Source organism: Streptomyces sp. NPDC050988, from assembly GCF_044456225.1.
In the GTDB taxonomy this organism is placed as follows: Bacteria; Actinomycetota; Actinomycetes; order Streptomycetales; family Streptomycetaceae; genus Streptomyces.
Window position 1 is genome coordinate 132,128 of the sequence record NZ_JBITFQ010000024.1, and the last position, 19,913, is coordinate 152,040.

A 19,913-nucleotide genomic window follows, 5' to 3' on the forward strand; every position below is an offset into this window, starting at 1 on the left:
CACAGATTTTCCTTCTCCATGACCTGCGTACGAGGTCGACGGCCCGGCCGCGGCCGGGCAGCCCGGGTCCGGCTCAACGGCCCGGGGCCGGCCCCGTACTCCTCCGGACGATCAGTTCGACCGGTACGACGCGGCCGACGGCCGGTTCGGGCGGGCCGTCCAGCTGGGACAGGAGCAGGTGCAGGGAACGGGTGCCGATCTCGGGGAAGTCGGTGCGGACCGTGGTCAGCGGGGGCAGCAGGTGCGCGGCCTCGGGGATGTCGTCGTAGCCGACGACGCTGACGTCGTCGGGGACGTGACGGCCCGCCTCGTGGAGGGCGCGGAGCACGCCCAGGGCCATCTGGTCGTTGGAGGAGAAGATCGCGGTGACGTCGGGGTTCATGGCCAGGCTGCGGCCCAGTTCGTAGCCCGAGTCGGCGCTCCAGTCGCCGATGAGGGGCTCGGGGGCCTCGGCCCCGGCCGCCTCCAGCGTGGCCCGCCAGGCCTCCACCCTTCTGTCGGCCGACAGCCAGCCCGTGGGGCCCGCGATGTGCCAGACCGTCGCGTGGCCCAGCGCCAGCAGGTGTTCCGTGGCCTTGCGCGCGCCCGCGCGGTTGTCCGCCGTGACGAAGGACGCGTCCTTGCCCAGGTCGTTCTCCAGCACCATGAGCGGGGTGTCCAGCTGTGCCTCCGCCAGGGCCCTGCCCACCCAGCGCTGCGGGGCGATGGCGATCACGCCGTCCGCGCCCTCGGCCGACAGCGTGTCGACGGCCCGTACGACGGTGGCCCGGTCCGCCGTGTCCAGCGCGATGGAACTCACCAGGTAACCGGCCTCCTGGGCCGCCGTGTTGATCGCGGTGAGGATCGAGGCGGGACCGAACCGCGCCGCGTCGAAGGAGATCACGCCCAGCATGCGCGTTCTGCCGCTCGCCAGGGAACGTGCGCTGCGGCTCGGGCGGTAGCCGAGCGTACGCATCGCCGTCAGGACCGACTCGCGGGTCTCGGGGCGGACGGACGGGTGGTCGTTCAGTACGCGGGAGACGGTCTGCTTGGAGACACCGGCCAGGCGCGCCACGTCGTCCATCACCGGCCGCGCTCCCGCGAAGTTGCGTCGGCTGCGGCCCTTGGGGAGGTCCTTGGAAGGGCCTTGGGGCGGCGCGCCGTCACCGGCACCTCGGGTCATGACGGGTGATGTCCTTCGGGTTCGTCCCGGCGGTCGTGCCCCGCCCGGCTGGCCCACAGGATAGGCCGCCGGGAGGGAGAGGGCCCCGGCGGCAGGGCCTCGGGGGCTCAGCCCGCCCGCATCACCCACGTACGGCCCGTCACCCACTCGACGCGCCGGATCCGCGCCGCCACCTCTCCTCCCTCGTCTCCGCCCGCCTCCGCCGCCACGTACACCCGGGCGTCCGCGTGCCGGGGCAGCACCCGCAGCCGCAGGCCCTCCTCCCGGAGGGCGTCCGCGGGGAGCCGGTCCAGGGCGATGTCCCAGACGCGCCCCGCGGCGAACTGGTCCGCCACGAGCGTGTCCCCCACGTACGCCCGCGCCACGTCTCCGGTCCAGTGGACGCGCAGGAGGGTGCCCGGGATCGGAAGTCCGTCCGGCAGGGCGACGGCGTACTCGGCGGCCGTCGCCGTGTCGAAGTACTTGTCCGCCGGCGCGCTCGCCCGGCCCAGCACGCCCGTCACCGGCTCGGGCGCCGGGCCCGCGGCGGCCCGGACCAGCGTGGCCGCCCCCTCCACGACGGTGTGACGGCCGCCGCCCTGCACGGTGTAGCGCGTGAGCACCCCGTCCGCCGCCTCCCGAACGACGGCCCCGGTCACGCCAGTTACCGCCCTCACTCCATTCGTCTCCGTCACCACCGGCGTCCGCTCCGGCGCGGGCAGCACCGCGAACGACAGGTCCCCGGCCTGCCGGCTGTGCACCCGCACCTCGTCCCGCCCCTGACCAGCCTCCTGCCCGTCCCCGTGCCCCCGGCCGTCCCCCGCCCGCTCGTCGAAGACGACACCGTCGGCGCAGAGCACCAGCCGCTCCGCTCCCCACGCGACGCCCCGGTAGGCGGTACGGGCCGTCGCCGCGTCCAGGACCAGGAGGCCGACCCGGTCGCCGTCCGTGGTGACGACCTCGACGAGAGCGTCGGTGCCGGGCCGCAGCCCGGTGATCAGGACGCGCCCGCCGACGGAGGAGACCTCCCGCGTCGGCGCGTAGACAGACCTCAACGTGCTTGCGTCCAGGGCGAGTTCGGGGTCGATCCCGTCGACGGCGGCCAGCACCAGGACCGTACGGCCGTCCGCGTCGACCGTGCAGACGGGCTGGGCGGTGGCCCAGTCGAGCCGCAGCCCGGCCACGTCGAGCCGTAACGGCCAGCAGAAATAGGCTCCTTGAGGGACCGTCACCGGTGCGCTGGGAAACGTCAGTTCACCGGCGTCCGGGAACTCCACCGTGAACGACGTGTCCGGATGGTCCGGCAGCGGCTCGTGCGGCTGATGGTTGTTGACGAAGAGGAACCCGGACCGTCCGTCCGCGCGGACCGCCCACCTGAGCGTCTCCCGGTCGTACTGCCCGGCCGGCCGCCGCTCGGGAAGCACGGACTCCATGGGCGCGATCAGCTGACCGAAGTCGGCCAGCATCAGGTGCTGGAGCCGGAGTTCGTCGTACGAGGGCCGGTACTGGCCGTACTCGCCGAGCGGTGACTGGAAGTCGTACGTCAGGACGGGGAGGTCGTTGGGATATCCGGTGGCGTGGGACTCCTGAAGGGTTGTCAGCTCGCCCTGCGGGTTGGTGCCGCCGTGGAACATGTAGTAGCCCTGCCACACCGAGCCGCAGCCGATCTTGGTGAGACCGAGGGCACCCACATCGGCCGTATCGACGTACGGGCGCCGGTGATAGGCGACCGCCATGCCGCCGCCCAACTCGCAGGTGACCCAGGGGAATCGGTCCGTGGGTGCCGGATCACCGCCGCGTACGGCGGTCGGTCGCAGGTCCGCGCCGATGCCCTCGTCGTCGCGCTGGTGGGTGAAGAAGAAGTGCTTGCGGCAGGTGTCGGGCCAGCCTCCGTCCGCCTCCGTCCAGAAGGTCTCGGGGTAGCCGCCGTAGAGCGGAAGCAGTTCGTCGGGCGGGAGTTGGACCCCGCCCCAGGCCGTCGACGTCCAGAGCGGGGCGCTCAGCCCGGCCTCCTGTGCCATGCGCTTCAGTGTGAGCAGATGGCCGGGCTGGTCGTAGAGCTCGTTCTCGATCTGGATCGCGACGATCGGGCCGCCGTGCGCACGGTCGAGCCCGCGCAGCTGCCTGGCGACCGCCTCGAACCAGGTCCGTACGGGGGCCAGGTAGGCCGGATCGTCCGTGCGCGGGGTGCAGCCGCGGGCCGGCAGCCAGTCGGGGAAGCCACCGTTGCGCACCTCCGCGTGGGACCAGGGGCCGATGCGCGGGATGAAGTCCAGGCCGTGGCGGCCGCAGAGTTCGGCGAACCGCCGCAGATCCCGGTCGCCGTCGAAGCGGATGCGGCCCTCGGCCTCCTCGTGGTGGATCCAGATGACATAGCTGGCGACGGCCGTCACCCCGCCCGCCTTCATCTTCAGGAGCTCCTCCTCCCAGTCCCGGGCCGGGTAGCGGGTGTAGTGGAATTCGCCGGAGACCGGGAACCAGGGGCGGCCGCCACGGGTGAGACAGCGGCTGGTGACCTCGATCGGGTCGGGGACGCCGGGGGCGTCGCTGAAGGGGAGATGGCCTGCTAACGGCGGTGCGACGGGCGCGGGAACGCGCAGGTGGTGGGGCATCAGGGCTTCACCGGGCCGAGGTCGGGGGTGTCGGTGAGCAGCGCGCGCGTGCCGGTCGTGGCCTGGAGCTCCAGCAGGACCAGCTCGTTGGTGCCGCGGCGCAGTACGGGGGCCGGGACGTACAGCGTGCGCTGTGGGCCGCGGTTCCAGTAGCGGCCGAGGTGGAAGCCGTTGACCCAAGCCTGGCCCTTGGTCCAGCCGGGCAGGGAGAGGAACGTGTCGGCCGGCGCTCGGACCTCGAAGGTGCCGTGATGGAAGGCGGGACCGGCGTCCGCGGGCGCCTCGGACGCCGGGACGAAGGGCACGGAGCCCACGTTGTCGAGAGTCAGCGGATGGCAGTCCCAGCCCTGCAGAGCCGTGCCCTTGAAGGTGACCGGGCCGAGCAGGCCCTTCGGCGCGCCGATGCGCGGACCGTAGTTGACGCCGCCCATGTTCTCCACGAGCACGTCGAGCGAGGCGCCGGCCCGCGGAACGCGTACGGGCAGGGCCTCCTCGTGGCGTTCACGTTCGAGTACGCCGACGGGGGCGCCGTCCACGAAGACCTGGGCGCGGTCGCCGACGCCGCCCGAGAAGTGCAGGAGTCCGTCGCCGTGGACCGGGACCGTGGTGCGGTAGAGGACGTAGCCCGACCGCAGGCCCAGCTCCTCCGCGGTCACCGGGTCGGCGTCGACGCGGACGGGCTTGGCCAGGGCCGTCGCGTTCGGGAGCAGTGCGGCCCGGCGGTCCAACTCCACCGTGGTGAGCGGGAGTTTGCGGGACGGCGCCGGGACCGGCTCGTCGGGGACCGGGGCGTGGCGGGCGATCACCTCGCGGAAGGCGTGGTACTTGGGTCCCGGGTCGCCGGACTCGGTGAGGGCGGCGTCGTAGTCGTACGACGTCACGATCGGCTCGTACGCGTGGTCGTGGTTGGCGCCGTTGGTGAAGGCGAAGTTGGTGCCGCCGTGGAACATGTAGATGTTGACGGAGGCGCCCGCCGAGAGGAGCCGGTCGAGATCTGCGGCGGCATCGTCGGCATCCCGCACGTGGTGGGGCTCGCCCCAGTGGTCGAACCAGCCGATCCAGAACTCCGCGCACATCAGGGGCCCTTCGGGCCGGTGTGCGCGCAACTGCTCCAGGGAGGGCGCGATTCTGCTGCCGAAGGTGCCGGTGCTGAGGATGCCGGGCAGGCTGCCTGCCGCCAGGTGCTCGGGGTTGGCCTGGTCGCAGGTGAAGAGGAGTTCCTCGATGCCGCGCGAGCGCAGGGACTGGGCGAGGTGTTCGAGATACGCGGTGTCGGTGCCGTACGCCCCGTACTCGTTCTCCACCTGGACGGCGATCACCGGGCCGCCGTTCGCGGCCAGTTGGGGCACGATCGGGGGCAGCAGCAGGTCGAGGTAGCGGTCGAGCGCGTCCGTGAAGCGGGGATCACTGCTGCGCAGCCGGATGTCGGGGTCGGTGGTCAGCCAGGAGGGCAGGCCGCCGCCGTCCCACTCGGCGCAGATGTACGGGCCGGGGCGCAGCAGGACGTGCAGTCCTTCGGAGCGGGCGAGCCGGAGAAAGCGCGGCAGGTCGAGGAAGCCGTCGAGGACGAGGGTGCCGGGCTCCGGCTGGTGGAGGTTCCACGGTACGTACGTCTCCACCGTGTTGAGGCCCATCAGGCGGGCCTTGCGGAGCCGGTCGGTCCACTGGTCGGGGTGGATGCGGAAGTAGTGCATCGCGCCGGAGATGATGCGGAACGGCTCGCCGTGGAGGAGGAAACCGTCGGACGACGTCGTCAGAGCGGACATGCGGAACTTCCTTTCGGTTCAACGGAGTTCGGGCACGGAGTTGGGGGCGGGGACCGGCTGGGCCGGGCCGGGGAGTCTTCGTCAGCGGATGTCGGTATCGGCATCGGCATCGGCATCGGCGGTCCGCGTCGCGCGGATCAGCCACACCGTCGCCGCCAGGCACAGCGCCGAGACCGCGCTCAGCAGAAGGGGCACCGCACGGACGCCGGACCACTCGATGGCCTTGCCGAGGGCGGGTCCGGCCGCGACTCCGCCGGCCATGGACGCGGCGATGACCACCGCTCCGGCCCTACGGGCCTTCGGGGCGGCCCTGTTGAGCCAGGGCAGCCCGGTGGGGAAGATCGGCGCGATGAAGAGACCGACACCGGCGTACGCGTAGGGGGCGAGGCCCGGTACGGCGGCCAGCAGCAGGCAGACCGTCATGCCGGCGCACGAGACGGTGATGATGGCCTGGGCGGAGTAGCGCAGCGCGATGGGGGCCACGAGGAATCGGCCGACGGTCATCATCAGCCAGTACACGGAGGTGGCGGTGGCGGCGACCCCGGCGCCGTAACCCACGGTCTCCAGATGAGTGGGCTCCCAGCCGCCGACGCCCGCCTCGATGCCCACGTGCAGGACGTAGAGGGTGACGAAGACGCCGAGTACGGACCCGAGGCTGCGGCCGAGCACCTGCCCGCCACGACCGGCCTCCGCACCGCCGGTGGCGGGATGCGGCACATGGTCGCGTACGCCCCTGAGGCAGAGCAGCAGCGGCAGGTTGGCGGCGGCGAAGACGAGGAAGACCGCCGGATAGCGCTCGGAGCCGACCAGGCCGATCAGGGCCGGGCCGAGGATCGCGCCGATGCCGAAGTGTGCGTTGAGGATGTTGAGCATGGCCGTCGAGCGATGGCCGAAGCCGACGGCGAACAGCTGGTTGAGCCCGTAGTCGATGCCGCCGAAGCCCAGCCCCGCGAGCAGGGCGGCGGCCAGGGCGAGCGGCCAGTTCGGCGCCAGCGCGAACCCGGCCGCGCCGACGCCCATCAGCAGATACGAGGCGCCGAGGATCTGCCGGTTGCCGAGCCGCCCGTACAGCCGGTCGAAGAGGAGGACCCCCGCGACCCCGCCGACGAAGTGGGCGCTCAGCCCCAGCCCGGCCGCCGAGGGCGAGAGCCCGAACTCCTCGCGGAAGGCGGGGATCGCGGGACCGTACAGCGCCTGGAGCGCACCGATGAGGACGAAGCCGACGCAGGAGGCGACGACGGCCGCCGGGCTGAACACGGGCTCTTCCGGGGCCACTTGGGCATGCTTCGGGACGCTCGCGACCGGTTGCGCGGTCGTCGGACCTGTCACGTGGTCACTCACGCGGGACTCCAGTGGACGGCCCACGCTCCCGTGGGCGACGAGCCGGCCCGGACGCCGGCGGCAGCGCTACGAGAACCATGATGTTACCGGTAACTCAAGGCGTCAAGATCTCTGCGGCAAGGCAGTGCGGGCAAGGTCGCGACCCGGCAGGGAGTTCGACCGGGAGTCCGGCCGGGAGTCCGGCCGGGAGTCCGGCCGGGAGTCCGGCCGGGAGTCCGGCCGGGAGTCCGGCCGGGAGTCCGGCCGGGGACGCCCGGAGCCGGTCAGGACAACGAGGCGCGCAGGGCGGCGTGGAGGCCGGCCGGATCCGTCCAGTGCCGGGTCCTGGTCGGCGGCACCCGCCAGTGCGGGCCGGGGGCGTACGTACGGTGGCGCGGCGGGATGGCCACATGGGAGCCGGAGCCGAGGATCTGGGCCGGAGGAAGGTTCCAGTCGGCGGCCTCGCCGGGCGGGACGAGCCAGTACAGAATGCCGCTGCCGCCGTAGCCGTCCTCGATGACGGCTCCCGTACGCGGCCCGAGGTGTTCGAGGATGCTCAGGCCCGTGGCCAGCGGAACCCGCACCGCGTCCCACCACTCGCCGGCAGGCAGCGTCCGCACACCCGGCCCGAGGGGCCGCAGCCACCTGGGGGCATCGCTGCTCGGCATGGTCCGGAACTCACCGCCTCTCGCACGGGAAGCACGACCCTAGGGCGGACCCGATTCACCAACTTGCCAGTACGCGTAGGGAACTTGTCGACATGCGCAGCACGTCCCGCGCGCTCTCGTTCGCGAACCCTACGGCCGCGTAACGTCACTCGCCGTATTGATGTTGTGCGGTTCGCGTTTCAGATACTGGGAGGCTCCCATGTCAGAGCAGGGCTCCATCGTCATCGACCCGTCCGGTCGCGACATCCACGGCGAGGCGGCACGGATACGGGAGCGCGGTCCGGTGACCCGAGTCGAACTGCCCGACGGTGTGGAGGCCTGGGCGGTCAGCAGTACGGACCTGCTGAAGAAACTGCTCACCGACCCACGGGTCTCCAAGGACCCGCGACAGCACTGGCCGCTGTGGATCAACGGGGAGATCTCCCCGGAGTGGCCGCTGTTCACCTGGGTCGCCGTACAGAACATGTTCACGGCGTACGGCGGAGAGCACAAACGCCTGCGGACCCTGGTGGCGAAGGCGTTCACCGCCCGCCGGACGGCCGCGCTCCAGCCGCGTGTCGAGGAGATCGCCAAGTCCCTGCTCGACCGTATCGACGAGGCCGGGCGGCGGAGCGAGGTCGTCGATCTGCGCGAGGAGCTCTGCTATCCGCTGCCGATCCAGGTGATCAGCGAGCTGTTCGGACTGCCCGAGGAGAAGGGCGCGGAGCTGCGGGCCGTCGTGGACGGCATCTTCAACACCGCCGCCACGCCGGAGGAGGTCACGGACATCTATACGAGGCTGTACGCGGCCCTCGGTGAACTCGTCGCCGCCAAGCGGGAGTCGCCCGGCGACGACCTCACCTCCGGGCTCATCGCCGCGCGCGACGACGAGGGTGACACTCGGCTGAGCGAGCAGGAGCTGCTCGACACGCTGGTGTTGATGATCAGCGCGGGGCATGAGACGACGGTCAACCTCATCGACAACGCGATTCACGCTCTGCTGACCCACCCCGAGCAGTTGGCGCACGTCCGGGCGGGGCGTGCCACCTGGGACGACGTGATCGAGGAGACCCTGCGGGTCCAGGCTCCGGTCGCCAGCCTGCCGTTGCGGTACGCCGTGGAGGACCTGGCGGTCGGTGAGCTGGGCGGGCCCGAGGGTGTGGTGATCGGCAAGGGTGAGGCGATCCTCGCGGCGTACGCCGCCGCCGGGCGCAACCCCGTCGACCACGGGGTGGACGCGGACCGGTTCGACGTCACGCGCCTCGGCAAGGAGCACCTGGCCTTCGGCCATGGCGTCCACTTCTGCCTCGGCGCGCCGCTCGGCCGTATGGAGGCCCGTATCGCGCTCCCCGCCCTCTTCGAGCGCTTCCCCGACCTCGAACTGGCCGTCTCTGACCAGGACTTGACTCCGGTGGCCTCCTTCATCTCCAACGGCCACCGGTACCTGCCGGTAAGGCTGAACCCGAACGGCTGACGGATGCGGCCGGGGCCACGCTGCGGGCCGGTGGGGGCCGGTCGCGCAGTTCCCCGCGCCCCTAAAAGCACCCGTGCACAGGCCGGTTCGACACGTGCGGGTCCGCCGTGGTTGCTCGCGCCGTTCCCCGCGCCCCTGAAGACGCCTGTGCACAGGCCGGTTCGACACGTGCCGGTCCGTCGTGGTTGCTCGCGCCGTTCCCCGCGCCCCTGAAGGGGCACCGGCCGGAGGGGACGTGGCGGGATGTGTGGCCGCAGCTTACGGGGACATGGGGAGGCGGTCGGCTTGGGAGTGTGGGTTGCGGTCTCCGCTGCGGGCGGACATTCCGACGCGGCCCCGCACCCGGACGACGAGCCGGAACCCCCAACCACCCCAGGGGCGCGGGGAACTGCGCGACCAGCCACAACGAACCCGCAGACAACCCACACGCCTCTACCTACTCACCCCGCCACCACGCCCGCAGCCGCGCCCACACGCCCTCCGGGCGGACCGGCGCAGGCGTCGGCGCCTCCGGCTGCCCGCCGCCGGCGAACGCGGGCGGCACCGGGCGCCGCACGCCCTCCCGACCCCCCACCGTCTCCCCACTCACCGGCGCCACCGGAAACCGCACCGGCAGCGAAGCCAACGCCCGGTGGAACGGCCCCGGCCGCCACTCCAGGTCACCCACCGGCACTGCGAGCTCCACGTCCGGCAGGCGGTCGAGCAGCTTCTCGACCGCCACCGCCGCGATCAACCGGGCAGGGCTCTGCGCGGGGCAGTTGTGCGGCCCGGCGCTCCACGCCAAGTGGGCGCGATTACCCGCACGCTGATCATTCGTCAGCGCCGGATCCGTGTTCGCGGCGGCGAGACTGATGACGACCGGATCACCGGCCCGTAGCAACGTCCCCTCGTACACGACGTCCCGAACCGGATAGTGCACCGCGTAGTTGGCCATCGGCGGATCGGTCCACAGGACCTCGTCGAGCGCGTCCTCGACCGGCAGGCTGCCACCGCCGAGGCTGCCCGCGAACCGGTCGTCGGAGAGCAGCAGCCGCAGCCCGTTGGAGATCAGGTTCTGCTGGGGCTCGGTGCCCGCGCCCATGAGGACAACGAGCTCGTGGATCATCTCCTCGTCGGTGAGGGCGGCCGGGTGGGCCATCATCCAGGACGTCATGTCCTGCCCCGGCCGGGCCCGCTTGAGCGCGACGAGGTCGAGCAGGGTCACGGTGAGCAGTTCGTTGGCCTTCTCCGCGTCCACGCCGTCGAAGATCCCGGACATGCCCTCGACCAGCCGCTCACCGAGGTCGGGCGGGCACCCGAAGAGCCGGTTGAAGACGAGCAGCGGCAGGACCTGGGCGTACTCACCGAGCAGGTCGGCCTCGCCGCGCGGCGCGATGAGGTCGATCAGCGTGTCGGCGCTGCGCTCGACGTATCCGCGCAGGGTGTTGGGCTCGACACGGGCCAGGCTGTCGGTGATGGCGCCGCGGAGCCTGCGGTGCTCCTCGCCGTCGGTGAACAGCGCGTTCGGCCGGTACATCATCATCGGCACGATCGGGCTGTCCGGCGCGACGGTGCCGTCGGCCAGGTCGCGCCAGCGGCGGGGGTCCTTGGAGAAGGTCTCGGGGCTGCGCAGGACGTGCAGCGCGGCCTCGTACCCGGTGACGAGGGTGGCACGCACACCGGGCGCGAGTTCGACGGGCGCGGTGTTGCCGTGCGCCCGCAGCTTGCCGTAGGTCGCGGCCGGGTCGGCGGCGAACTCGGGGCCGTACATGGGGTGGTGGAAGGGGCAGCCCTCAGGTGGCGCGGAGACGGGGCCGTGGGCTTCGGGGGAGGTCACGCGTGCTCCAGTTCACTGTCGCCGGGACTGCCGGCCGTGCCGGCCCTGTCGTCGGCGCTGCCGGCATTGCGGGTGAGGAGGTACTCGACGAGGGCGATCAGCGCGTGCGTGGAGGAGATCCGGTCGCGGGCGTCGCACCGTACGAGGGGTGTCTCGGGGAGCAGGTCGAGGGCCTCACGGACCTCTTCCAGGTCGTGCTCGGCACAGGCGTCGTCGAAGTCGTTGAGGGCGACGGCGTACGGCAGGCCCAGTTCCTCCAGGACGCCCATGACGTCGAAGGACTGGCCGAGGCGGCGCGTGTCGGCGAGGACGAGCGCGCCGAGCGCGCCGCGGGTCATGTCCTGCCACAGCTCGGTGAAGCGCTGCTGCCCCGGCGTGCCGAAGAGGTACAGCACGAGCGAGTCGTTGAGCGTGAGACGGCCGAAGTCGAGGGCGACGGTGGTGGTCGTCTTGTCCTTCGTGCCCGCCAGGTCGTCGACGAGCGCGCCGGCCTGGGTCATCACCTCCTCCGTGCGCAGCGGCCGGATCTCGGACAGCGCGCCGACGAAGGTGGTCTTGCCGACGGCGAAGTGCCCCACGATCAGGACCTTGACGGCGGTCTGCACACCGCTCGGCAGGTAGACGCCCCCGGCGGGGCTGTCTTCAGAGGCGGGCGCGGAGCCCATCGAGGACCTCCTGGAGGATGCGGGTCTCGGACGGCCGGGCGGACGGGATGGGGGCGCGGGTGACGACGTGGCCGCTGTCCATGAGGTCGGCGATCAGCACCTTGGTGACGCTGACCGGCAGCGCCAGATGTCCGGCCACCTCGGCGACCGACAGCGCGCCGGGCCTGCACAGCTCCATCAACGCCCGCTTCTCCGGGCTCAGTCCGGTCAGCGGCAGATCGTCGGCGGCGATCAGCAGCGTGACCAGGTCCAGGGTGTTGCGGGTCGGGTGGGAGCGGCCGTCGGTGACGACGTACGGCCGCACCAGCTTCCCTCCGGGACGCCTGGGCGGTGTCATGCCGGGCTGCCGGCGTCCCGACGCGCCGGGCTGGTCAGTTCCTTGCCGAGCCGGTCCACGAGCTTGTGCATGCGGTACGTGACGGCCTCCATGTCCACGTGCTCGGTGGTGGACACCGCGAGGTAGGCGCCCTCTCCGGCGGCCACGAGGAAGACGTAGCCGTGCGCGAACTCGATCAGGGTCTGCCGCCAGGGGGTCTGCGGGCTGCCGCAGAACTCGGCGGTGCTGCGGCTGATCGACTGGACGCCGGAGAGCCCCGCGGCAAGCCGTTCGGCGTCGTCCCTGCCGATGTCCGCGGAGTGGGCCCGGAGCATGCCGTCGGCCGAGAGCAGGATCGCGTGACGCGCCTCGGGGACCTTCAGGACCTCATCGAGCATCCAGCCCAACTCGTTGTTCGTGGTGGGCTCGATCATCCTTGGATGTTCCCTTCGTCTTCGTGGGGGGTGGTGTCCTGGGCGGCACGGCCGTGGAGCGTGCCGCGGGCGAACGCGCCCATGCGGCGGGCGGTCTCCTCGGCCGAGCGGTCACCGGGATCGTCCAGGGGCGCGGGCGGCTCCTGCGTCACGGCGGCGGGCTCCGCCTGCGCCTGGGCGCGCCGGCGCCGCTTGGGCAGCCCACCGGCCGTGGTGGCCGTGGCGGCCGCGGCCCCCGTCTCGGCGGGCAACGGCAGCCCTGCGGATCGGCCGGACACCGGCTCGTCGCCGGAGGCGGAGGCGGATGGAACCACGGAGGCGGAGCCGGCGGACGACGCGAGCGCCGCTTCGGACGCATCGGACGCTTCGGACACATCGGCGGACACGGGCGTACGACCGGGCTCGGCGATCCGGACCGACTCGGTCGTACGGGCAGACTCGGTCGTACGGGCAGACGCGGCCGGCGTACGGGAGGAGGCGGCGCGGGCGGGCGGTGCGGTCACGGGCGGCAGCTCCTCCGCGATGTCCCGGTGCGTGAGCAGGGCGGACGGCAGGAACACGACGGTACGGACGCCGCCGTACGGGGAGCGGGTGTCGGCGGAGACGCTGAACCCGTAGCGCGCGGCGAGCACGCCGATGACGGCGAACCCGAACTGGGGCGGGTCGTCGAGGCGGGTGACGTCCACCGCGTACTGCCCCGACAGCAGGGCGGCGGCCCGCTCGGTCGCGTGGGCGTCCATGCCGACACCCGCGTCGTCGATGATCACGCAGGCGCCGTTGTGCACGGACTGGACGTTGACCTCGACCTTGGTGTTGGGCTGCGAGTGGCGGGCCGCGTTGTCCAGCAGCTCGGCGATGGTGAGCACGACCGGCTCGACGGCCCGGCTCTCGACGGCGATGTCGGCCTGGCCGTGGATCTGTACGCGCCGGTAGTCGCGGATGCGGGAGGTGGCACCGCGGACGACCTCGATCAGCGCGGACGTGGAGCGCTGGCGGCCCGGCCAGGATCCGCACAGTACGGCGATGGCCTGGGCCCGGCGGCCGAACTGGGCGTTGGCGTGGTCGATCTCGAGCAGGTCGCGCAGCACGTCGGGGCGGTCGTGGCGGTCCTGCATGTCGGAGATGGCGACCTGCTGCTCGTTGGCCAGCGCCTGGATCGAGCGCATCGACGACTTCAGGGCGGCCTTCGCGGACTGGTCGGCGCGGGCCTGGGCGTGCTCCACGGCGTTGGCGAACCGCTCCAGGACGTGGTCGAGGGACTTCGCGAAACCGCTGCCGGAGAGTCCGGCGTCGAGCAGGCCCACGCCGGCGAGCGGCTGCTGGGGGCCGTGCTCCTCCATCGCGGGCAGGCGTACGGCGACCAGGTGCCGCACCTCGTCCTCCCGGGTGCGCACGTCCTCGGCCAGCTCGGTGGTGCGTCGGCGCAGCCGCGCGGTGATCCCGCGCTGGCGCACCAGCAGCACGGTGACGGCGAGCAGGCCGACGGCCACGCACCAGAACACCGCCTCCGGTATCTGTTCCTTCATGGAGTCCTCGAAGTTCTCAAAGGCGGGGAGGGCGGTGATCGGGGGGGTGGGTGTGTTGGGTGTGCGGGATGAGGGGCGTGGGGGATGGGGGACGCGGCGCCCGACGGTAGTCGCGAGCGGGCGCGCGCACTTTTCCGCGCGCGCAAGGAAGTTGCCGTGAGGCGCACCGTGGCACGCGGGGCGCACGGATGGCTTCGCACGCCACTGAGTACGTGCGGATGCCGTCCGCCACTCACATGTTCCGCTCGCACTCACATGTTCCGCTCGAACCGCATAAACGGAATGTGTGCACTACGCTTACGAGCCGTAACTGCCGTGGCCAGAACTCCAGTTGATCAGGCGTGTCGGCCTCGGCCGGGCACACTCTGGGCGGAGGAAACGCATTGCCCGCGGGAACCTACATCGTGGAGTCGCAGACGACCGGTGAGGTGGATCCGCGTGAGCGGACCGACTTCTGGAGCGAGCATGTCGGGTCGTACCAGACCCGGATGGACTTCAGATACGCGAGCCCCGAGACGTTCCGCGGCGAGATGGTCCGGCAGGGCACCGACACGTACCAGATCGTCGACTGGAGTTGCGACAAGATCGAGTACGTCCGTACGCCGCGGCTCGTGCGGCAGGAACCCGATCCCGACTATCGGTTCCTGCTCCCGCTCTCCGGGGAACTGGTGCTGCGACAGGACGACCAGGAGGCGCGGCTCACGCCCGGTGCGGGGAGTCTGATGACGCTCGGGGCGCCGTTCGAGCTGCTCCACGACGCGTCGTTGCGGGGGATCATCTTCTCCATACCGGCCCGTGAGATCGACGGGCCGCTGAACCGGAAATCGCCCTTGGCGACCGGTATCGATCTGACGACCGGGCTGGGGCGGGTCGTCGGCGCCATGATCGAGAGCCTGTCGGCGGAGCGGGACAGTCTGACGACGACCGAGTTCAACGCCGTGTCCGACCGGATCGTCGAGCTGCTGTGCATGATCGCTGTCGGGGACGACCGGCCCGACTCGTCCGGGCATCTGACGGAGGTCGAGGCGGTGGTACGCCGTCATGTGCGGGAGCACGCGGCGGATCCCGGGCTCACCGGGACGTCGATGGCGCGGGCGCTCGGGTGGTCGTTGCGGCAGATTCAGCTGGCGTTGCAGCGGGTGGGGACCACGCCGCGGGAGTTGATCCGTGAGGAGCGGTTGCGGCTTGTGCGGGATCGGCTTCAGTGCGGGGAGTGTGAGCACATGACGATCACGGATCTGGCGTATGCGTCGGGGTTCTCGTCGGCGAGTGCGCTGAGCACGGCGTTCAAGCAGCGGTTCGGGGTCAGTCCTCGGGAGATGCGGCACGGGGTGCGGTGAGGGTTGTTTGTTTGCCTGCGGGTGGGTGGGGGCTGGTCGCGCAGTTCCCCGCGCCCCTGGGTGGTTGGGGGTTTCGGCTCGTCCGTCAGGTGCGGGGACGCGTCGGAATGTCCGTCCGCAGCGCAAGACGCACCCCCCGTTGCCACCCGGTGACCGCAACCCAGTCTCTCCGTAAGCTGCGGCCACACATCCCGCCACGCCCCCTCCGCCCGGTGCCCCGTAAGGGGCGCGGGGAACGGCGCGAGCAACCGCGGCGGCCCGGCACGTGCCAATCCGGCCTGGGCACCGGTGCTTTTAGGGGCGCGGGGAACGGCGCGAGCAACCAGAACGAACCCGCACGTGGTAACCGGACCTAGGCCACGGGCTTTCAGGGGCGCGGGGAACGGCGCGAGCAACCAGAACGGACCCGCACGTGGTAACCGGACCCAGGCCACGGGTTTTCAGGGGCGCGAGGAACTGCGCGAGCAACCACGACGGAGCGGCACGTGCCAATCCGGCCTGGACGCCAGTGCTTTTAGGGGCGCGGGGAACTGCGCGACCAGCCCCCACCGGGCCCGCAGTCGTCGAACCAACCTCATCCCCTACCCACCCCCGGCGGCCTGTCAGGCCGAGGCTCGTTTGCGTGGGGGTGTCTTCTTGGCCGGGGCCTTCTTCGTGGCTGTTTTCTTTGTGGCGTCCGCAGTTGTTTTCTTGGTTGCCGCCGTTTTCTTGGCGGCAGTCTTCTTGGCTGTCGGCTTCTTGGCGGACGCCGGCTTGGGCGAGGCCTTGCGGGCAGGACCCTTGCGAAGGGGCTTGACGTCGGCGGCGGAGTCGGCGGCGTCCTCGCCACGGGCCACCTTGGCCTGCCGCACGCTGCTTTCGAGCGCGGCCATGAGGTCGATGACCTTGCCACCGCCCTTCTCGCCGGAGGCCGCGGCCGGCACCTTCTCGCCGGAGGCCTTCGCCGCGATGAGCTCCTCGACGGCCTCGCGATAGTCGTCGTGGAGGTCGTTGAGGTCGACCTCACCAAGGGTGTCCATCAACGCGTCCGCGAGATCGAGCTCCTTGTCCCGCACGGTGACACTGGAGTCGGGCGCGACACTCTCGGGCGTACGGATCTCGTCCGGCCACAGAAGCCCGTGCATCGCGATGACGTCGTCGACGACCCGCAGCATCCCCAGCCGCTCACGCCCACGCAGGGCGAACTTCGCGATGGCGACCTTCTGGCTGCGCTTCAGCGCCTCCCTCAGCAACGTGTACGGCTTGGCCGCCGGCACCCCGTTCGCCGCCAGGTAGTACGCCGTGTCCATCTGGAGCGGATCGATCCGGTCGGCCGGCACGAAGGCCACGATCTCGATCGTCCGGGCGGTCGGGATGGGCAGGGACGCCAGGTCCTCGTCCGTGATCGGGATCATCGACCCGTCCGCGTCCTCGTACGCCTTGCCGATCTCCGGCGACGACACCTCGCGCTCCTCCAGCTCGCACACCTTGCGGTAGCGAATGCGGCCCCCGTCCTCCAGATGGATCTGGCGGAAGGAGATCGAGTGGCTCTCGGTGGCGTTCACGAGCTTGATCGGGATGCTGACCAGGCCGAAGGAGATGGCGCCGTTCCATATGGATCGCACGTGCAGCACCTTTCCGATCGGTTCGGGATGAATTCTGAGGTTTCAGTGAGAAATCGTGGAATTGTCATCCTATGACGCCTATCACGGAGGTGGAGGGGCGAAGGCTCGCGCTGAGCAATCTGGAGAAGGTCCTCCATCCGGCGACCGGCTTCACCAAGGGCGAGCTGCTGCACTACTACGCGACGACCGCCGAGGCCCTGCTGCCCCACCTCCGCGACCGGCCGCTGTCCTTCCTGCGCTACCCGGACGGGCCCGACGGCCAGGTCTTCTTCGCCAAGAACGTGCCGCCGGGTACGCCCGAGTGGGTCACCACGGCCGAGGTGCCGCGGTCGGAGGGGCCGGCCCGCATGGTGCTGGTCCAGGACCTCGCGAGCCTCGTGTGGGCGGCGAACCTCGTGACGGAGTTCCATACGCCCCAGTGGCTGATCGACGCCCCCGGCGAGGCCGACCGGCTCGTCTTCGACCTCGACCCGGGGGCGCCCGCGACCGTCGTCGAGTGCTGCGAGGTGGCGCTCTGGCTGCGGGAGCGGCTCGCGGCGGACGGGATCGAGGCGTACGCCAAGACGTCGGGGTCGAAGGGGCTGCATCTGTTGGCGGCGCTGCGGCCGACGCCCTCGGGCCGGACGACCGAGTACGCCAAGCAGCTCGCGATGGAGGCGGAGAAGGCGCTGCCGCGGCTCGTCGTGCACCGGATGACGCGCAGCCTGCGGCCCGGCAAGGTCTTCGTCGACTGGAGCCAGAACGCGGCACGGAAGACGACCGCGACCCCCTACACCCTGCGGGCCCGGGCGGAGCCGACGGTGTCGGCGCCGGTGACGTGGGCCGAGGTCGAGGAGTGCCGGTCCGCCCGCCCGCTCACCTTCCTGGCCCCGGACATCGCGCAGCGGCTGCGGGACCACGGCGACCTGCTGGCCCCGCTGCTCGATCCGGAGCGCGCCGGCCCACTGCCCTGAGCGCGGCCGGCCGGGGGCGGGACCCACACCGAAGACGAGGGGGGACCTCACAACAAAGGAGCACCATGGAAGCACCACCGCCCTCCCGTACCGTCCGCCGCTCGCTCGTCGTCGGGCTGACGGCTCTCGCCCTCTGCGCCCTGCCCTGGGCGCCCACGGCCGCCACGGCCTCCCCGGACCGGGCCTCGGCACGGGTCCCGGACGCCGGGGTGATCACCGACTGGAGCGAGACCGCCGCCGCCGTGGTCAGCGTGGACGCCGGGCGCCCGACGGCCGAACCGTTCCTCTGGTACGGCTTCGTCTCGGCCGCCGTCTACAACGCGGTCGTCGGCATCGAGGGCCGCTACACCCCGTACAAGTGGCACGTACGCGGTCCCCGCGGCGCCTCCTCCGAGGCGGCCGCGGCGGCTGCCGCCCGCCGGGTCCTGCTGACGTACTTCCCCGCCTCGAAGGCCCGGATCGACACCGCCTACGCCGCGTCGCTCGCGAGGATCCCCGACGGAAAGGCCGAGGACCGGGGCGTCCGCTTCGGGGAGCGCGCCGCCGCGCGGATCGTCGAGCTGCGGGAGAACGACGGGCGCGACAACCCGGTGACGTACGACAAGAAGCCCGCCCCCGGCGTCTGGCGCCCGACCCCGCCCGGCTTCCGGCCGTTCGCGAACCCGTGGCTCGGGAAGCTGCGGCCGATGCTCTTCGACTCGCCGGACCGGTTCATGCCGGGGCCGCCGCCCCCGCTGACGTCGAAGCGGTACGCCCGGGACTTCGCCGAGGTGAAGTCGATGGGTGCGAGGAACAGTCCTGGGCGGACGGCCCGGCAGACGGAGACCGCGCGCTTCTTCTCCGACCCCCTGCCGCAGCAGCTCCAGGCGGCCTACCGCGACCACACGGCACGGCACGGACTGGACATCGTCGAGGCGGCCCGGTTGTTCGCCGCCGCCAACACGGCCAGTGCCGACGCGACGATCACCACGTGGAACTCCAAGTTCACCCACGCCCTGTGGCGTCCGATCACCGCGATCCGGCTGGCCGACACCGACGGCAACCCCGCCACCGAGGCCGACCCGTCGTGGGAGTCGCTGCTCACCACACCCCCGTACCCGGAGTACATCGGCGGCCACTGCGCCAACGACGGGGCCGTCATGGCCGTACTGGACCGACTGACCGGCGGTGACATCGACCTCCGCGTCAAGTCGGCGGTGACGGGCACCACCCGTACGTACACGAGGTCCGCCGACTACAACCGTGACGTGATCAACGCGCGGATCTGGAGCGGGATCCACTTCCGCACCGCCGACGTCGTCGGCAACCGGATCGGCCGGCACATCGGCAACTGGGCGCTCGACCACCACTTCGCGCCGCTGCCCTGATCACGTGGTTCGAGCCGCGGTGCCGGTCCTGGGGGTCCTCACACCCGCGTCCACGTGTGCCGGTCGCGCGCCATCGCGTGCAGTGCCTCGACGTCCGCCGGTTTGAGGGTCCCGCCGAGGCGGGTCAGCGTCGGGAGGTCCGTGTCGGTCAGGACGCGGGCCTCCCTCAGGGGGGCGGTGATGTCGAGGGAGGACGGGGCGAAGACGGCCAGGACGGGTCGGACCTCGGCGGTCAGGGCGTACGAGGCCCGGTCGGCGTCGGCCCGTACGGCGCGGAGCAGGGGGTGCGCCTCGCGGCGGCCCACCGTGACCATCGGGTCGGCCACCAGGACCCGCTGCTTGCGGGCGTAGAGGGCGCGTACGGCGAAGAGGCCGCCGGGGCCGATGACGAGATGGTGGATGCGGTCGCCGCCCGGGAGCGGGACCGAGTGCAGGGTGTGCCAGCCCGCGCCGTCCAGGCGGTCCAGGGCCTCCCCCACCGCCTGTTCCGCCATGAGCGCGCGCCGGCGTGGATCGGGGCGCATCCGGCGCGGGGCGGCCGGTTCGCGGTCGAGGGCGATCTGGAGCGCCTCGCCGGGCCGGTTCGGCGCGAGGTCGTCGTCCGGGTGGAGGGACAGCCGCGCCAGCTCCGCGGGTGTGGGCACGGGTGGCGGACCCACCGTCACCTCGCCGGTCAGGAACGGCCCGAGCACGTCGAGCACGTCCTCGCGCCGCTCCTCGCTGAGCAGGTTGACCCTGGCCGCCTCCCTGTCGTACCAGGCGACGTTCCTGCCGTCCGTGTGACAGACGTAGAGCCGCTCCTGGCCGTGGCGCCAGGTCGGTATGACGCGCAGTCCGCTCATGCACCATCACCCCACGACCATGGGAACAGGCGGGGTGCTCCAGGGGCAAGAAGCCGGTTACCTTTGGGGACAGTGGTGGGGGAGGCGCCG

The 19,913-nt window shown here is 71.7% G+C and carries 16 protein-coding genes; 4 read left to right on the forward strand and 12 right to left on the reverse strand.

The annotated features are described in order from the left end of the window. Window positions 1-73: 73 nt before the first annotated feature. The 5 genes from ACIBEI_RS36040 to ACIBEI_RS36060 form a co-directional block, all read right to left on the reverse strand. Window positions 74-1,162: a LacI family DNA-binding transcriptional regulator gene (locus ACIBEI_RS36040; protein ID WP_398894641.1), complete on the reverse strand. Its 1,089-nt coding sequence runs from the start codon at window positions 1,160-1,162 to the stop codon at window positions 74-76. A 107-nt stretch (window positions 1,163-1,269) separates the two neighbouring features. After that, a complete protein-coding gene (locus tag ACIBEI_RS36045; protein WP_398894643.1) occupies window positions 1,270-3,753 on the reverse strand; it encodes a beta-galactosidase in 2,484 nt (827 codons plus the stop codon). Beyond that, window positions 3,753-5,519 (reverse strand): beta-galactosidase, encoded by a 1,767-nt coding sequence (locus ACIBEI_RS36050; protein WP_398894645.1) that lies wholly within the window; start codon window positions 5,517-5,519, stop codon window positions 3,753-3,755. The genes ACIBEI_RS36045 and ACIBEI_RS36050 overlap by 1 nt, the downstream gene beginning before the upstream one ends. A gap of 81 nt (window positions 5,520-5,600) precedes the next feature. Then, window positions 5,601-6,776 carry an MFS transporter gene (locus tag ACIBEI_RS36055; RefSeq protein WP_398894678.1) on the reverse strand — a complete coding sequence of 392 codons (1,176 nt, stop codon included), beginning with the start codon at window positions 6,774-6,776 and terminating at the stop codon, window positions 5,601-5,603. Window positions 6,777-7,123: 347 nt separating this feature from the next. After that, window positions 7,124-7,507, reverse strand: a complete 384-nt coding sequence (locus ACIBEI_RS36060) for a hypothetical protein (protein WP_398894646.1) — start codon at window positions 7,505-7,507, stop codon at window positions 7,124-7,126. Between the two features lie 199 nt (window positions 7,508-7,706). Here ACIBEI_RS36060 and ACIBEI_RS36065 point away from each other — a divergent pair, with 199 nt between their 5' ends. Continuing rightward, window positions 7,707-8,960, forward strand: coding sequence for a cytochrome P450 (locus tag ACIBEI_RS36065; protein WP_398894647.1), 1,254 nt, complete (start codon window positions 7,707-7,709; stop codon window positions 8,958-8,960). Window positions 8,961-9,396: 436 nt separating this feature from the next. Here the strand turns inward: ACIBEI_RS36065 and ACIBEI_RS36070 are convergent, their stop codons facing one another. From ACIBEI_RS36070 to ACIBEI_RS36090, 5 genes are all read right to left on the reverse strand, one after another. Beyond that, window positions 9,397-10,710 (reverse strand): cytochrome P450, encoded by a 1,314-nt coding sequence (locus ACIBEI_RS36070; RefSeq protein ID WP_398894679.1) that lies wholly within the window; start codon window positions 10,708-10,710, stop codon window positions 9,397-9,399. 62 nt (window positions 10,711-10,772) lie between these two features. Further along, window positions 10,773-11,441 carry a GTP-binding protein gene (locus ACIBEI_RS36075; protein WP_398894648.1) on the reverse strand — a complete coding sequence of 223 codons (669 nt, stop codon included), beginning with the start codon at window positions 11,439-11,441 and terminating at the stop codon, window positions 10,773-10,775. Beyond that, window positions 11,419-11,778, reverse strand: coding sequence for a DUF742 domain-containing protein (locus ACIBEI_RS36080; RefSeq protein WP_055616678.1), 360 nt, complete (start codon window positions 11,776-11,778; stop codon window positions 11,419-11,421). The genes ACIBEI_RS36075 and ACIBEI_RS36080 overlap by 23 nt, the downstream gene beginning before the upstream one ends. Continuing rightward, window positions 11,775-12,191, reverse strand: coding sequence for a roadblock/LC7 domain-containing protein (locus ACIBEI_RS36085; RefSeq protein ID WP_398894649.1), 417 nt, complete (start codon window positions 12,189-12,191; stop codon window positions 11,775-11,777). The genes ACIBEI_RS36080 and ACIBEI_RS36085 overlap by 4 nt, the downstream gene beginning before the upstream one ends. Then, complete coding sequence (locus ACIBEI_RS36090; RefSeq protein ID WP_398894650.1) at window positions 12,188-13,717, reverse strand: ATP-binding protein; 1,530 nt, start codon at window positions 13,715-13,717, stop codon at window positions 12,188-12,190. The genes ACIBEI_RS36085 and ACIBEI_RS36090 overlap by 4 nt, the downstream gene beginning before the upstream one ends. Before the next feature lie 383 nt (window positions 13,718-14,100). Here ACIBEI_RS36090 and ACIBEI_RS36095 point away from each other — a divergent pair, with 383 nt between their 5' ends. Then, window positions 14,101-15,057, forward strand: coding sequence for a helix-turn-helix domain-containing protein (locus ACIBEI_RS36095; RefSeq protein WP_398894651.1), 957 nt, complete (start codon window positions 14,101-14,103; stop codon window positions 15,055-15,057). Between the two features lie 602 nt (window positions 15,058-15,659). On the opposite strand, the gene ACIBEI_RS36100 is transcribed toward ACIBEI_RS36095, so the two are convergent. Further along, window positions 15,660-16,661: a Ku protein gene (locus tag ACIBEI_RS36100; RefSeq protein ID WP_398894652.1), complete on the reverse strand. Its 1,002-nt coding sequence runs from the start codon at window positions 16,659-16,661 to the stop codon at window positions 15,660-15,662. A gap of 71 nt (window positions 16,662-16,732) precedes the next feature. On the opposite strand from ACIBEI_RS36100, the gene ligD reads away from it, so the two are divergent. Together ligD and ACIBEI_RS36110 are read left to right on the forward strand one after the other, a co-directional pair. Further along, window positions 16,733-17,614: a non-homologous end-joining DNA ligase gene (gene ligD / locus ACIBEI_RS36105; RefSeq protein ID WP_398894653.1), complete on the forward strand. Its 882-nt coding sequence runs from the start codon at window positions 16,733-16,735 to the stop codon at window positions 17,612-17,614. Window positions 17,615-17,679: 65 nt separating this feature from the next. Beyond that, entirely contained in the window at window positions 17,680-18,981 is a 1,302-nt protein-coding gene (locus ACIBEI_RS36110; RefSeq protein WP_398894654.1) for a vanadium-dependent haloperoxidase, read from the forward strand. A 38-nt stretch (window positions 18,982-19,019) separates the two neighbouring features. Here ACIBEI_RS36110 and ACIBEI_RS36115 read toward each other — a convergent pair whose 3' ends face one another. After that, window positions 19,020-19,823, reverse strand: a complete 804-nt coding sequence (locus tag ACIBEI_RS36115) for a nuclease-related domain-containing protein (RefSeq protein ID WP_398894655.1) — start codon at window positions 19,821-19,823, stop codon at window positions 19,020-19,022. Between the last annotated feature and the right edge of the window lie 90 nt (window positions 19,824-19,913).